Source organism: Absiella sp. AM29-15 (assembly GCF_003434225.1).
GTDB classification, from domain to species: domain Bacteria; phylum Bacillota_I; class Bacilli_A; order Erysipelotrichales; family Erysipelotrichaceae; genus Hoskinsella; species Hoskinsella hominis.
On record NZ_QVFL01000001.1, the window covers coordinates 344,910 to 360,338 of the forward strand.

General features: G+C 33.2%; 12 protein-coding genes, 1 other RNA gene and 1 other annotated feature. Of the genes, 10 read left to right on the top strand and 3 right to left on the bottom strand.

From position 1 onward, the window contains the following. The first annotated feature begins 10 nt into the window (after nucleotides 1–10). The 8 genes from gyrA (at nucleotide 11) to DW761_RS01810 (ending at nucleotide 9,784) form a co-directional block, all read left to right on the top strand. Nucleotides 11–2,542: a DNA gyrase subunit A gene (gene gyrA / locus DW761_RS01775; protein ID WP_117516242.1), complete on the top strand. Its 2,532-nt coding sequence runs from the start codon at nucleotides 11–13 to the stop codon at nucleotides 2,540–2,542. Nucleotides 2,543–2,550: 8 nt separating this feature from the next. Then, nucleotides 2,551–2,760, top strand: a binding site (T-box leader). Nucleotides 2,761–2,799: 39 nt separating this feature from the next. Continuing rightward, nucleotides 2,800–4,086, top strand: a complete 1,287-nt coding sequence (gene serS / locus DW761_RS01780; protein WP_117516243.1) for a serine--tRNA ligase — start codon at nucleotides 2,800–2,802, stop codon at nucleotides 4,084–4,086. A 1,181-nt stretch (nucleotides 4,087–5,267) separates the two neighbouring features. Beyond that, nucleotides 5,268–5,365: signal recognition particle sRNA small type (gene ffs, locus DW761_RS01785), an RNA gene on the top strand. 14 nt (nucleotides 5,366–5,379) lie between these two features. Beyond that, the gene (tadA, locus tag DW761_RS01790; protein ID WP_117516244.1) at nucleotides 5,380–5,853 is read left to right on the top strand and encodes a tRNA adenosine(34) deaminase TadA; all 474 of its coding nucleotides are present in this window, start codon (nucleotides 5,380–5,382) and stop codon (nucleotides 5,851–5,853) included. A 226-nt stretch (nucleotides 5,854–6,079) separates the two neighbouring features. Continuing rightward, nucleotides 6,080–7,879 carry a DNA polymerase III subunit gamma/tau gene (gene dnaX / locus DW761_RS01795; protein WP_117516245.1) on the top strand — a complete coding sequence of 600 codons (1,800 nt, stop codon included), beginning with the start codon at nucleotides 6,080–6,082 and terminating at the stop codon, nucleotides 7,877–7,879. Nucleotides 7,880–7,883: 4 nt separating this feature from the next. Then, nucleotides 7,884–8,189: a YbaB/EbfC family nucleoid-associated protein gene (locus DW761_RS01800; protein ID WP_117516246.1), complete on the top strand. Its 306-nt coding sequence runs from the start codon at nucleotides 7,884–7,886 to the stop codon at nucleotides 8,187–8,189. Continuing rightward, nucleotides 8,189–8,782, top strand: coding sequence for a recombination mediator RecR (gene recR, locus DW761_RS01805; RefSeq protein WP_117516247.1), 594 nt, complete (start codon nucleotides 8,189–8,191; stop codon nucleotides 8,780–8,782). Before DW761_RS01800 ends, recR begins: the two co-directional genes overlap by 1 nt. 72 nt (nucleotides 8,783–8,854) lie before the next feature. After that, nucleotides 8,855–9,784, top strand: coding sequence for a hypothetical protein (locus tag DW761_RS01810; RefSeq protein ID WP_117516248.1), 930 nt, complete (start codon nucleotides 8,855–8,857; stop codon nucleotides 9,782–9,784). On the opposite strand, the gene DW761_RS01815 is transcribed toward DW761_RS01810, so the two are convergent. Together DW761_RS01815 and DW761_RS01820 are read right to left on the bottom strand one after the other, a co-directional pair. Next, nucleotides 9,774–10,034 carry a DUF1294 domain-containing protein gene (locus DW761_RS01815; protein WP_117516249.1) on the bottom strand — a complete coding sequence of 87 codons (261 nt, stop codon included), beginning with the start codon at nucleotides 10,032–10,034 and terminating at the stop codon, nucleotides 9,774–9,776. The genes DW761_RS01810 and DW761_RS01815 overlap by 11 nt on opposite strands. Next, nucleotides 10,031–10,576 (bottom strand): CYTH domain-containing protein, encoded by a 546-nt coding sequence (locus DW761_RS01820; protein WP_117516250.1) that lies wholly within the window; start codon nucleotides 10,574–10,576, stop codon nucleotides 10,031–10,033. Before DW761_RS01820 ends, DW761_RS01815 begins: the two co-directional genes overlap by 4 nt. 60 nt (nucleotides 10,577–10,636) lie before the next feature. On the opposite strand from DW761_RS01820, the gene DW761_RS01825 reads away from it, so the two are divergent. Further along, a complete protein-coding gene (locus tag DW761_RS01825; protein ID WP_117516251.1) occupies nucleotides 10,637–11,410 on the top strand; it encodes an NAD kinase in 774 nt (257 codons plus the stop codon). Between the two features lie 25 nt (nucleotides 11,411–11,435). Here DW761_RS01825 and DW761_RS01830 read toward each other — a convergent pair whose 3' ends face one another. Further along, on the bottom strand, nucleotides 11,436–12,653 hold the full coding sequence (locus DW761_RS01830; protein WP_117452594.1) for an FtsW/RodA/SpoVE family cell cycle protein: 1,218 nt from the start codon (nucleotides 12,651–12,653) through the stop codon (nucleotides 11,436–11,438). 230 nt (nucleotides 12,654–12,883) lie between these two features. Between DW761_RS01830 and mutS the strand changes: the two genes are divergently transcribed. Beyond that, nucleotides 12,884–15,415 (top strand): DNA mismatch repair protein MutS, encoded by a 2,532-nt coding sequence (gene mutS, locus DW761_RS01835; protein WP_117516252.1) that lies wholly within the window; start codon nucleotides 12,884–12,886, stop codon nucleotides 15,413–15,415. Nucleotides 15,416–15,429 lie beyond the last annotated feature (14 nt).

The following is a 15,429-nucleotide window of genomic DNA, read 5'->3' on the forward strand; positions in this document are numbered from 1 at the left end:
GAATGATTAGATGGATATAAACAAGGATAGATTATTACAGGTTGATATATATGAAACGATGCGTTCCTCCTTTCTGGACTATTCTATGTCCGTTATTGTCGATCGTGCGTTGCCAGATGTACGTGATGGATTAAAACCAGTACATCGTCGTATCTTATATGCGATGAATGATATGGGAATTGTGGCAAGTAAGCCATTTAAGAAATCAGCACGTATTGTCGGTGAAGTTATTGGTAAGTATCACCCTCATGGTGATACTGCTGTATATGATGCAATGGTTCGTATGGCACAGGATTTCAGTTATCGTTATATGTTGGTGCAAGGTCATGGTAACTTTGGATCTATGGATGGCGATGGCGCTGCGGCTATGCGTTATACGGAAGCACGTATGAGTAAAATCGCAATGGAAATGATGAAGGATATCAATAAAAATACAGTTGATTTTCGACCTAACTATGATCAGGAAGAAATGGAACCAGTTGTTTTACCTTCACGTTTTCCAAACTTATTAGTAAATGGTGCAGTTGGTATTGCGGTAGGTATGGCAACCAATATACCACCACATAACCTAAATGAAACCATTGATGCGGCACTTGCGATTATGGATAATCCAGAAATTACAGTGATGGATTTAATGGAAAATTATATTCAGGGACCAGACTTTCCAACAGGTGGTATCATCCTAGGAAGAGCTGGCATTAAACAGGCTTATGAAACAGGTAGAGGAACCGTTGTTGTACGTGCGAAAACGCATGTGGAGGAAATGGATAACGGTAAACACCGTATTGTCGTTACTGAAGTTCCTTATCAGGTAAATAAAGCAAATTTAATTGAAAAAATCGCCAATTTGGTAAGAGATAAACAAATCGAAGGTATCACGTACCTTAACGATGAATCTAACCGTGAAGGTGTGCGTATCGTCATTGAATTAAGAAAAGATGTACAAAGCGATGTTGTATTAAATCAGCTGTTCCGTTTGACTTCTTTACAGACATCCTTTGGATGTAATATGTTGTCACTGGTGCCAAAAGGCAATCAGAGTGCTCCTAAGCAAATGGGCTTAAAAGAGATGTTGCAGCATTATATTGACCATCAGATTGACGTCACCATACGTCGTACACAGTTTGAATTGAAAAAAGCAGAAGATCGCGCACACATCTTAGAAGGTTTACGTATTGCGTTAGATCATATTGATGAAATTATACATATTATCCGTTCTTCAGCGAATGAAGCTACCGCTCGTACAGAGTTGATGGAACGCTTTGATTTAAGTGAAATTCAGGCCAATGCAATTCTTGAAATGAGACTTCGTCGATTGACAGGTTTGGAACGTGATAAGATTGAAAATGAATATCAGGAATTATTGATTCAGATTGCGGATTTAAAAGATATCCTGGCAAATCATTCCAGAGTTGTTCAGATTATCCGCGATGAATTAACAGAAGTAAAAAATCGTTTTGGTGATGAACGTCGTACAGAAATCAGTGAAGCTGACTTCGATATGCAGGATGAAGATTTAATTCCAGTGGAAGATGTTGTTATCACGATGACGACAAATGGATACATCAAACGTATGCCAACGGATACTTATCGTACACAAAATCGTGGCGGTCGTGGTGTCAAAGGTATGGCAGTCAATGAAGATGATGTTGTGGATATGTTGATTACAATGTCTACACATGATTATCTATTGATGTTCACAAATATTGGTAAAGTATATCGTATTAAGGGATATCAGATTCCAAATGCTTCAAGAACCGCAAAAGGTTTGCCAATCGTAAATCTGTTGAACCTAGATAAAGAAGAAAAAGTTTGTACATTAGTACCTGTGAAACGTGAATCAGAATCAGCTTATTTATTCTTTGTCACAAAGAATGGTTTAATCAAACGTACGCCAATGGAAGAATTTGATTCTATACGTCAAAATGGTAAAATTGCTATTTCTTTACGTGATGGTGATGAACTTGTAGGCGTAAAAGAAACAACAGGTGATGATGAAATCATCATTGCTGGTTCTAATGGCAAGGCAGTTCGTTTCAATGAAAATGATACACGCCCTATGGGTAGAACCGCAAGTGGTGTCAAAGGCTTCAATACAGATGGAAGCATCGTTGTTGGTGTAGCAACCAATCGTGATGGTACACATCTATTGGCAGTAAGTGAAAACGGTTATGGTAAACGTACACCAATTAGTGAATATCGTTTGACAACACGTGGCGCAAAAGGTGTTAAGACAATCAATGTCACTGAGAAAACAGGAAATCTGGTTTCTGTACGTGCAGTAAATGGCGATGAAGATGTCATGATTATCACAAATGCTGGTATTATTATCCGTATTTCTGTCGATAATATTGGTGTTTACAGTCGTAATACACAAGGTGTTCGATTGATTCATGTCGGTGATGATGAATCTGTTTCTAAAGTCGCAATCGTTGAGGCAGAAGCAGAGGAAGAAGAAGTAGAAACATCAGAAAATGTTGTAGAAAACAACGAAACTTCTGTGAGCGAACAAGAAGTCATTGACAATGAAAACAAAGAATGATATAAAATAAACAAACGTTGATAAGGATAAGTAATAAATACATTCAGGCATAGAGAGATAACGGTTGGTGTAAGTTATCGCTGAAGATTTATGAAATCAACCTTGGAGTGAACAGGTGAATAAAGTAATCTGTTTCGGTAGCACCGTTATCGCTTTGAGATATTTGATTCTTAGGAATCAAATAAAAAAGGGTGGCAACACGAGGTATCGTCCCTTTAGGACAATACCTCTTTTTTATTTATATGGAGGTATAGAATATGTTAGATATGAAGTTTCTACGCAAAAATCCTGAACTTGTGAAAGAAAACATTCGTAAAAAGTTCCAGGACCACAAGATTGAACTGGTTGATAAAGTCATCGAATTAGATAAGGAAAATCGTGCCTTAAAACAAAAAGGTGATGATTTAAGAAACCAGCGTAACAAATTAAGTAAACAAATCGGCGCATTGATGGGTCAGGGTAAAAAAGAAGAAGCTGAACAGGTAAAAGCTCAGGTTCAGGCAATGGCTGATGAAATGAAAACTACAGAAGAAAAGGAAACTGAATTAAGTACTGAAATCAAACAGATCATGATGCAGATTCCTAATATGATTGATCCTAGTGTTCCTATTGGAAAAGATGATAGTGAAAATGTTGAACTTGAAAAATTCGGTGAACCTGTTGTTCCTGATTTTGAAATTCCTTATCACACAGAAATTATGGAAGCCTTTGAAGGCATTGACTTAGACAGTGCTAGAAAAGTTGCTGGTAATGGTTTCTATTATTTAATGGGAGATATCGCAAGACTACATTCTGCTGTTATCTCTTACGCAAGAGATTTTATGATCAATAGAGGATTTACTTATGTTGTTCCTCCATTCATGATTAGAAGTGATGTTGTAACTGGTGTTATGAGCTTCGCGGAAATGGAAGGTATGATGTATAAAATTGAAGGTGAAGATTTATACTTGATTGGTACTTCTGAACACTCTATGATTGGTAAATTTATTGATACGATTTTAGATGAAAAGAAGCTGCCTTATACGTATACAAGTTATTCTCCATGTTTCCGTAAAGAAAAAGGTGCACACGGTATTGAAGAACGTGGTGTTTACCGTATTCACCAGTTTGAAAAACAGGAAATGATTGTTGTATGTAAACCAGAAGAAAGTGCAGAATGGTTTGTGAAACTGTATATGAATACAGTAGATTTATTCAGAAGCTTAGATATCCCTGTTAGAGCGTTAGAATGCTGTTCAGGTGACCTAGCAGACCTGAAATGTAAATCTGTGGATGTAGAGGCTTGGAGTCCACGTCAGAAAAAATACTTTGAAGTTGGTAGCTGTTCTAATCTAACTGATGCGCAGGCAAGAAGACTTGGTATTCGTGTAAAAGGTGAGAATGGAAAATATTTCGCTCATACATTAAATAATACAGTTGTTGCGCCACCTAGAATGTTAATTGCTTTCTTGGAAAATAACTTAAACGCTGATGGCTCAGTGAATATTCCAGAAGTATTAAGACCATACATGGGTGGCACTGAAAAATTAGTTCCTAAGAAATAAATCATTTAAAGAATCCTAAAGTTTGGATACTCAAACAAAAAGGATTCTTTTTTAGTTTCACGTGAAACATAATTAATATAATCATTTAATGATTAAAAAAACTATTTTATATATCTTGAAAAATTTAAAAAATGATAAGTGTTTTGATTGAGTTAAATAGCTGATATTTTTCTGAAATTCTTTGGTGCTTTGATTTTATGACAAAATAACGGCTTGAAATAATACGTATATTAATTTATAAAATACACTATTATTATAATATAAATTAAAATTTAATAATATATGAATGGCATTTGTGATATGCAATGAAATTTACTTTTACGAGTATTTATCTTATTTAATTTAATAGATTTTAGTAAGTAAATGTTTCACGTGAAACAAATTTATTGGGATTAATAAAAAATCATGAAATAGTATTAGCGATTAATTAAGTGTATTATGATTTTGATGAATGAACATACTGTGGATATTCTATTATAAGTAAAATTCTATAAATAACATTATTGATTTTTTAACATGAAGAAAAAGTAAAAAAATTTTTTTGATATTAGTCGATAAATTATACTTTTTATAACCATAGAATACAATCATCTTTATAGAATTTTCATATTCTAGTTTATGATAGAAAAAACATTTATCTTTCTATCATATTTCAATTTGAATAAAAAAAGATAACCTAATAATCAAAAGTATACTTATAGAAAAATATGGTATCATTTGAAATGTTATAATTATATAGATCTTTTTATATGAGTAATTTAATTATAAATCAAAATTTTATTATGTTGAAAAATCATCAATTTAATTTTTAAAATCATTGTTAAATATAGAGTTGATCTAAAAAACTTTTATTGATTTAATGAATTATTTAACTGAATGGAAAAGTTGAGCATTTGTGATTTTGAAAACAATAAAAACATCAAAAAGCATAAAAAAACGAAAAAAACAAGGCTGAAATATTTAATATATTATAATATAAATTTACCGATGGATATTGGATATTTAGATAATTAATAATACATTTTGTGTTCTTTTGATTTGCATTGAAATATAAAAAGCAAGATAACTACGCATCTCGTTGCAACAAAAAAAACGAAAAAATTGTTTCACGTGAAACAATAAAAAAGCCAGGTTGTATTATCCATAAAAAGTGGTTGAAATTTACTTAATCTGTGTTATAATATAAAAGCTACTACAATGATACACACTGAATTAGGTCAGGTCGGGAACGAAGCAGCCTTAAGGTGGCTCTGTCATGTGTGGTAGCACTTTTTTATTTCTGAGGTAAAAACTATGAATGAAAAGTATATGAGAGAAGCAATCAAACTTGCAAAAAAAGCTGAAGAAAAAGATGAAGTGCCTATTGGCTGTGTCATTGTGAAAAATGATAAAATTATTGCAAGAGGATATAATTTAAGAGAGAGTAAACAACAATCTATTGCTCATGCAGAAATTATGGCAATTCAAAAAGCTTGTAAAAAAGTTGGCAGTTGGCGTTTAGAAGATTGTGAATTATATGTTACATTAGAACCATGTTCCATGTGTACTGGCGCTATTTTACAGTCAAGAATAAACAAAGTCATATATGGTGCGAAAGATCCTAAAGGTGGATGCATTGAGAGCTGTATTAAACTATATGAATATAAAGGGTTTAACCATTATCCAAAAACAACTGGTGGTATATTAGAAGAAGAATGTGCACAGTTGCTAAAAGATTTTTTCAAAAAGAAACGAGAAAAGAAGAAAAAGCAAATAACCAAGGATTAATAAATATCCTACTATTTGCTTTTTTTATTATTTTTTCCTCAATAGAATGATATATTTATATTTTAGAAATTTTTTGTTCAATGGAAAATATAATAAGAATACTGCAGATATAAATCTTCTTTCTTATATGAAGAAAGATAATTTCTTCGTATAAGAACATTTTCAATTTAGCTTAAATATTGCTGTATTCCATGGTATAATAATCACTAGAGAAAGCAGGTGAAGTATGGCATATAAAGCACTATATCGTACCTATCGTCCTAATAGTTTTGAAGAAGTTGCAGGACAGGAACATGTTGTAAAAACACTACAACATGCTGTAGAACAAAATAAGATTGCACATGCATATTTATTCTGTGGACCTAGAGGTACTGGAAAAACTTCAATTGCAAAAATATTTGCTAAAATGGTGAATTGCGAGAGCAAAGATCATAGACCATGTGGGGAATGTGAAAACTGCAAGGCTGTAGTAAATGGTACGCATCCAGATATTATTGAAATAGATGCAGCAAGTAATAATGGTGTTGAAGAAGTAAGAAATCTGATTGAAAAAGTAAAATATGCGCCATTAAAAGGGCGTTATAAAGTATATATTATTGATGAGGTTCATATGATGTCAGCTGGAGCATTTAATGCTTTGCTGAAAACGATAGAAGAACCACCTGCACATGTTATCTTTATACTGGCCACTACGGAGCCTCATAAAGTATTGCCTACAATCATTTCTAGGTGTCAGCGATTTGATTTTACTAAAGTACCAGATAGTGATATCATAAATCGATTGCATACAATCTTAGAAGCAGAGCATATTACATGTGAGGATGAGGTAATCCGCATTATAGCACAGCTTGCTGATGGGGGATTAAGAGATGCTTTATCAATTCTTGATCAGTGTATTGCATACGCACAGGATAATATTGAAGTTCATCATATCAATGAGATATATGGTATTACTACAGTACCTGATAAACTAGAATTATTAAATCAAATATTCGATAAAAAAGCATTAGAGTTAATGGATAAAATTGATTATCTGATTAATAAAGGAATTGATATCAAAAGATTAACAAACGATTTGATAGAAATATTAAAAGAAACAATTATTTTTGAATACACGAAAGAAGCAAAGCTACTTCATGTATTGAATTCTGATGAAGCTTTAGGTATTATTCAAAAAGTTTCTATTAAGAAACGGTTTGATATGATTAGCTTATTGATGGAAACATATGATAAGTATAGAACTGCTGCAAATGCTAGCTCTTATTTTGAGGTTTGTTTATTGAAAATGCTTGATCTAGCTGCTTCAACTGAACAGGTGGTACAAGTACAGCAGATTCAACAACAGCCTGTAATACAAAAACAACCAGAAAGGGTTGTGAAACAACAAACAAATGTTTCACGTGAAACATTTGTGCCAAAACAGGAAGCACCAAAGCCACAGCTGTTTGTACCAGAAGATGATCCATATGAGGAAGAAGTACAACCAACATTCTTTGAAGAAGAACCTATGCCAATAAAAGCACCAGTACATCGCGAGAATAAGAAAGCACAGCCAATAGATGATGAGTATATCTTAGGTTTATTAGCTGGTGCAAATAAACCAGAGAAGGCAAGTGATTTGGAGAACTTTAAACACATTGAAGAATATACAATTAATTTAAAATGGGCAAAATTTGCAAATTTGATAAAACATGGTAAAATCGTTGGTGCTGGCAGTAACTATATCGTACTTGCTGTTGATAACCAGGCAGAGGCAAATCAAATAAATGAATTAGATAGCAATAATGAGTTATGTGCATTCTTACAGGAGTTATTGAAGAAATCGAAAAAGATTTTCGCAATTTCAGCTGAACAGAATAAGAGGGTTATAGGCGCATTCAAAGAGCGAATGGTAAATGGCACATTACCAGATCCTATCCGTGTTGAAAGTGTCATCGTCAATAACGAAGAAACAAGAGAAAAAACACAAGAAGAAATTGTGTTAGATTTATTTGGAAAAGACAATATAACAGTGATGGAGGAATAAGATTATGAATATGCAAGCATTATTGAAACAGGCACAGAAGATGCAGAAAGATTTAGCAAAAGTAGAAAGTGAATTAAATGAAAAAGAATATGAAGCTACGATGGGTGGTGGAGTTGTAAAAGTTGCAGTTAAAGGTATGCAGGTTGAGTCAATTCAAATAGATGAAACTTTATTAGATAAAGATGGAAAAGAAGATTTAGAAGAAATGTTAAAAGCAGCATTAAATGATGCTTTCAATCAAGCTGTAGAAGATAAAGAAAAGACAATGAATGCAATTACTGGTGGAGTGAAAATGCCAGGAGGCTTCTAATGTATCCTAAACAATTTGAGAAGCTTGTAGAATGTTTAAGAAACCTTCCAGGTGTAGGTTTGAAAACAGCAGAACGATACGCATTCCAAATATTGGAATGGGATGAAGATAAAATAAATGAGTTCATCGATTGCTTAACACACATCAAAGAGGGAAGTTTAAAACATTGTCAGATATGTGGCAATCTTGCGGAAGATGAAAAATGTGAGATATGTAAAGATCATACAAGAGATGATTCTATTATCTGCGTGGTACAGAGTCCTAAAGATGTTATCGCCATGGAAAAGACAAGAGAGTATGCAGGTGTCTATCATGTGCTTAACGGAGTCATTTCTACATCAAAAGGTATATTACCTGATGATATTAATATTGCTTCCTTATTAGATAGAATCAATGAAGATACAAAGGAAATCATCCTTGCGACAAATCCTACAGTGGAAGGAGAAACGACTGCATTATATATATCTAAATTATTAGAAAAATATCCAGTAACAGTTACAAGAATCGCTCATGGTTTGCCAATGGGTGGTCATTTAGATTATGCAGATGAGTTAACATTGATTAAAGCAATTGAAGGTCGTAAAAAAATGTAAGAAATCGTGGAATACACGATTTTTTCTTTGCCAATTCATGATAAAATATAGATAAAGAAAAGGTGGGATACTATGTCATCTATCGCTTATATTACAGATCATCAGATGATTGAATATCATCGGCTTAATGGTAATCGAATCATTAATTTCTGGAAACCCAGCACCATGAAAAAAATCAGTGATTTTAATCTAGGCGATTACTTGTTTTTTCTTGCAAAAGGCACAGAAAAAGGTGAAAAACGAGAAAAAGGTATCTTAGGTTATGGAAAATTAGAAAAGACATATACCTTGACTTTTTCTCAGATGTGGGCTAAGTTTGGCACAAAGAATGGATATCCTACCAAAGAAGCATTAGAAGAAGCAATTATAAAAATCACAAAGACGCATGAACTACCTGAATATCTAAGTTGTTTTCAATTGGAAGAAGTAACATTCTTTCAAGCACCTGTTTATTTAAGTGAAATAGGTATGGAAATTTCCAACAAAATAGAAAGTTATATTTATATTGATAAAACAGATGTTCAAAATACTAGTAAAATCCTTCAGTTAGCAAATGATGTAGGTATAGATATGTGGTCAGCTTTATTTCATAAAGAAACTGAATCGGTATTTATTAAAGACGCACAAATTAATTTTATTCAAAACATATGTCAAAAAGTAAAAACAAATATGTATAGTCGTTATGAAGAAACAAGAATACAAAAATATTGTAAAACGATAATGACGGATCATCAAAAAATGATAAGTAAAACAGAATTTATCGATGTACAAAAAGATATGATATCCATATATATTCCATGTTTAATCAATGTGAGTGATTTTAATATGAAGCTACAATATTGCATTGGACATTATATGCTATATGAAAGTTATATCAAAATGAGTGAATTTGCTGAGGAAATGGAAGTGTTTATAGTATTCAATCGAGAAATTGATGAAAGCACAAGAAAATTATTAAAAATAGGAAATATTAAATATAAAGAAAAGCTGGCTATTGTATAATCAGCCAACATAGAGAAAGTTGAAGAATTGCAGAAAATACTGCCATAATCTGAAACTTTCTTTTCTTTGTCTTATGATGGAAACATAACATACCCAGGATAGCACCTAAAGCTCCAAAGAAAAACATATAACATAGTAATGTAAATTCTGAAATACGATATTGGTGATGTTTCGCTTTGTATTTATCCCATCCATATATAAAAAATACAAAACAATTCCACACACTATAAATAATTAATAGCTCATTCATAGCGCAGATAAAGCTCGTTTGCTTTTTGAAACACAATTATGATCATATTGAATATTGATGATATCCAAAATATCTTGAAACATCTTTTTGCCATCATGATCTTTTTTATATTCATATTCAATCTCATAATCTTCTTTACCATTATAGTAATTATGATCTAAACAAATTTCCGCAAAACCATTGAAAATCACAGCACGATCAGTCGTCAAAGAAGTCAACTTTACAATCGGCTCATCAATTTTCATATCCTGAAACAATTGTTTGATTTCAGAATCATTAAAGGCAGAGATATCATTGGTTGGCACAAGTTTTTCAAACTCTAATAAACCATCTTCTGTATGTTTCTTCAAAGTAAAAATAAACTGACCTTCTTTTTCACGGATACGCATAGAACCATAGTTCTTTCTAATCTGAAGATCCTTTGTATCATAATACGTATTGACTTGACGTATAAACTTGACATCATCATATTGACTTACAAGTTTTTCAAACTGTTCTTTTGTTAATAAAACCTTATATTCTATTTCTAAATTTTCATTCATCTTTTCATCACCCTAGGTTATATGGTACAATATTATCAATGTAAAAGGAAGTGATTTGTGATGAAATATGAAATCGTTTCAAAAGTAGATGAAAAATCTCATATTGTATCTGATAAAATCAGAAAGACATTACAAGGGGCTGGATGGATAGAAGATGAAAAAACTGCAGAATTAATTATCTGTGTTGGAGGCGATGGAACATTATTATATGGTGTTCATCAATTTCTTGATCGAATCAATGATTTAAAATTTATTGGGATCCATACAGGCACTTTAGGGTTCTTCACAGATTATACGGAAAGCGAATTAGATGAGTGCCTTCATGATATGCTTCAAAAAGAACCACATATTTATGAATCAGGTTTATTACGTATGGACTTAGATGATCGTGATGAACCGATTTATGCGTTAAATGAGATGCGTATTGAAAACGTCATAAAATCACAATCCGTAGATGTTTATATTGATGATGAGTTTTTTGAAACATGTCGTGGATCAGGAATATGTTTATCAACGCAGGCAGGCTCTACTGCATACAATCGGGGACTTGGTGGGGCAGTGATTGATTGTGGTCTGTCTGTTATGCAGCTGGCAGAAATCACAGCGATACAACATTCAAAACACCGTTCTTTGGGTAGTCCATATATCATGATGGAAAATAGAATCGTAACACTTCGTGCAGATACATTTGATACGGCAATTTTGTGTTATGACCACTTGAATACACCATTAAAAAATACCAAAACCATTATTTGTCAAATGACAGATAAGAAGGTAAAGTTCGCAAGATATCGTCATTATAGTTATCTAAAACGTTTAAAAAATCTATATTAAAAAAGTCAGATCCATTCGATCTGACTTATTCATATACGTAGTCTGATAATTTCTTTGCTTTACGGCTGGTATTCATAATAATACCGAATACAATCATGTAAGATAACATACTGGAACCACCATAAGATAAGAGTGGTAATGTGATACCGGTAATTGGAAGAAGTCCAATCAGCATGCCAATATTTTGAAATTGCTGATACAACAACAATCCTAGAAATCCGGTAATCATATATTTTTCTATCATGTTCTTCGACAAGGAAGCAATATGACAGATATGTAAATCCAGGAATAAACATAAACCAACGACAAATACAGTTCCTATGAATCCCCAGGTCTGACCAATCACAGCAAATATCAAATCGGTTTGTGCTTCAGGCAGGGTAACATACGCCTGACCCATGCCATGACCCATTAAACCTGCAGAGCCAATCACCATCTGTGAAAGATATAGCTGATGGCCTTTCCCGTTGATATCCGATTCAGGATTTAGCCAACTGGTTATACGCCCTAATTTATAACCACCTTCACCACCAATTAATTTATTTAAAAGGTCAAAGTGGAAGAAATACATATAGAAGAATAAGGCAAGTACAAATGCAATACATCCAAATATAATCATAATCCATTCACGCTTAATACCAGAACACATGACCATAGCGCCGATGGCAATTACAATAATCAATACAACACCGGTATCTGGTTGTAATAGAATTAAAATCATAGGTGGAAGTGCCCATTTCGCAATTTCAATGATCATATTGAAATCTTGTTCATACGATTCCGTGATTTTTTGTTTGTTATGTTCATCTATAATATTTGCGACGATAATAATTAATACGATTTTTATAAACTCACTTGGCTGAAAGGTCCCAACTCCGGGAAAGATATACCAGGAAGTCGCACCATTCGCTGTATGAAAAAAAGGAATATCTCTTAAAGTAAAGTGATAAAATACTTTATCTACCAGCAATAATGCCAGCAACGCTAATAATATCCAGTATCCAATCTTCGCAAAGGAATACAGGGAATCATTTCCTAAATACATCATCGCACCAATTACGATATAACCAAATACATACCACATAATTTGTTTCATTAAGTAACTCATTCCAGCATCAGTACCTAACATACCAAATGCAGAATAAATAGCCGTAAGACTTGTAAACATCATCACAATGATAATGCCCATCAATGTATAATCAAACTTATCGGTGCTCTTTGCACGCGATAATCCCAGCTTCATTGGCATCAACTCCATTTTCTCAAGCGTATTTATTATAACACGTTTTAAAACTGTTATGTGATGGTTACGTGTAAAACTTCTTAAGATTTAGACTGATTTTTCAAAAGGAAAGAAAAGCCTTTGAAAAAGGGAGAAAAAAGATATTTTGATCATGTAAAATAAACAAGCGAAAACCTCACAAAAACAAGTGAAAATTTGATATAATATATAATCGAAGTGGAGTTGATACTATGAGTAAAAAACCTAGCTATACACCGATGATGAAACATTATCTGGAAGTAAAGGAACAACATAAAGACGCAATTATATTTTATCGATTAGGAGATTTTTATGAAATGTTTTTTGATGATGCGAAAACCGCTAGTCAGGAGCTTGATCTGGTTTTAACAGGTAGAAATGCTGGTGTGGAGGAACGTGTGCCAATGTGTGGTATTCCTTATCATGCCGCAAAAGGATACATAGAGCGCTTGATACAAAAGGGATATAAAGTCGCAATTGTAGAACAGCTGGAAGATCCTGCACTTGCCAAGGGGCTGGTAAAACGTGATGTTATCAAAATTGTAACTCCTGGAACCATTATGGATGAAGTAAGTGATGAAAAGAATACAGTATACATTGCTTCACTTCATGATTACCAATTTGGTTTGGCAGTAATTTTATGTGAAATGACAACTGGTGAAATGCGTGCACAGTTAATTGATAAGCAGGTTATGGCAATTCAAAAGGTATTGCTGGGCAATAATGTAAAAGAAGTTGTTGTGGAGGAAAAATTTGATAAAAAGATTATTAAAATGATTGAAGATATCCAGTCTATTACGATATCTTATGAAAATAATATTGAGATCAAAGAAGAATACCAGCACTTATTAAGCAGGGTAGAAGATGCTCGTATCCATCATACATTCGGTATTTTAATGAATTATCTGGAAGAAACACAGAAACGTAATATGGCGCATCTGCAACAGGTGGAAATGGTATATGAAAATGAATTCCTACAGATGGATTTCTCCACGAAACAAAACCTAGAATTAACCCAGAGTATCCGGAATAACTCCAAATCTTTGACCTTATGGAGTTTTTTAGACAAATGCCGCAGCTCTATGGGTTCTCGTTTATTAAAAAAATGGATAGAATATCCTTTGGTTAATCCAATCGCTATTAATAAACGTCTGGATGCTATTGAATACTTAAACGATAATTTTATCACAAAGGATGAGTTGAAAGAACATTTAGGTTATGTATATGATATGGAGCGTTTAAGTGCCCGCGTGGCTTATGGAAACGCCAATGCAAGAGATATTTTGCGTTTAGTGAAAACACTGGAACATGCACCAATGATATTTGATGTATTTAAAGATTGCGCAAGCTATAGTGAATTTAAAGATATTGATCCATGTAGTGAATTATATGATATGATCAATGGCGCTATCGTAGATAATCCACCATTAACATTGAAAGATGGCGGTGTCTTTGTGGATGGATATAATGAAGAACTGGACCGTGTTCGTGAAATTGGTAAACATGGCAAGGACTGGATTCTGGAGCTTGAAAATAAAGAACGTGAACGTACAGGCGTGAAGTCTTTGAAAATAGGATATAATCGTGTATTTGGTTATTATATCGAAGTCACAAAAGCTAATCTTTCTTCTATCAAAGAAGAATTCGGCTATGTTAGAAAACAGACCTTAAGTAATGCAGAACGTTTTGTTACACAGGAATTAAAGGAAAAAGAAGATGCCATCGTTCATGCACAAGAACGAAGTATCCGCCTAGAAACAGAGTTGTTTAATGATTTGTTGAATCAAATAAAAGTATATTTACCAAAACTGCATGATTTATCTGCGGCATTGTCTACGATTGATGCCTTATTCTCACTATCTGAAATCAGCAGTGAAAATGGTTATACCAGACCAAAATTCCATCCGGAACATAAAATATATTTAGAAGAAGCACGTCACCCGATTCTTGATAAAATGATGAAAACAACACGCTATGTTTCTAATAATCTGGATATGGATGAGAATCATGATATTTTAATTATCACCGGTCCAAACATGGGTGGTAAATCTACGTTTATGCGTCAGACTGCATTACTTGTAATTATGGCACAGATTGGTTGTTTTGTGCCCGCAAGAAAAGCAGATATGCCAATCTTTGATCAAATCTTTACCAGAATTGGCGCAAGTGATGATATCATGAGTGGGCAGTCAACATTCATGGTAGAAATGATGGAAGCAAATAATGCCTTGAAAAATGCAACAGAAAATTCATTGATTTTGTTTGATGAAATAGGGCGAGGTACTTCTACTTATGATGGTATGGCACTGGCACAGGCAATGATTGAATACATTGAACGCAATATCAAAGCAAAAACGTTATTTTCAACCCATTATCATGAATTGACGGATATGGAAGATAAGAGTCCTTCTATCCATAATGTACATGTGGATGTACATGAAGAAGATGAACATGTTACATTCTTGTATCGTGTTGTGGATGGAAAAGCTGATAAATCTTATGGTATCAATGTCGCAAGATTAGCGCATTTGCCTTCCTCTGTTTTAGATCGTGCAAAACAAATTCTGGATAATCTGGAAACACAGCCTAACACATTAAAAGATTTAAAAGAACCGGTTGTGATTGAAAAAGAAAATCCAAAACATGTTGAAACAATCGCTAAAATTTCGGCAGTCGATGTTAATAAAATGACACCAATGGAAGCAATGCAATTTTTATATGAATTAAAAAATCAATTAAATTAACATAAGGAGGTGGC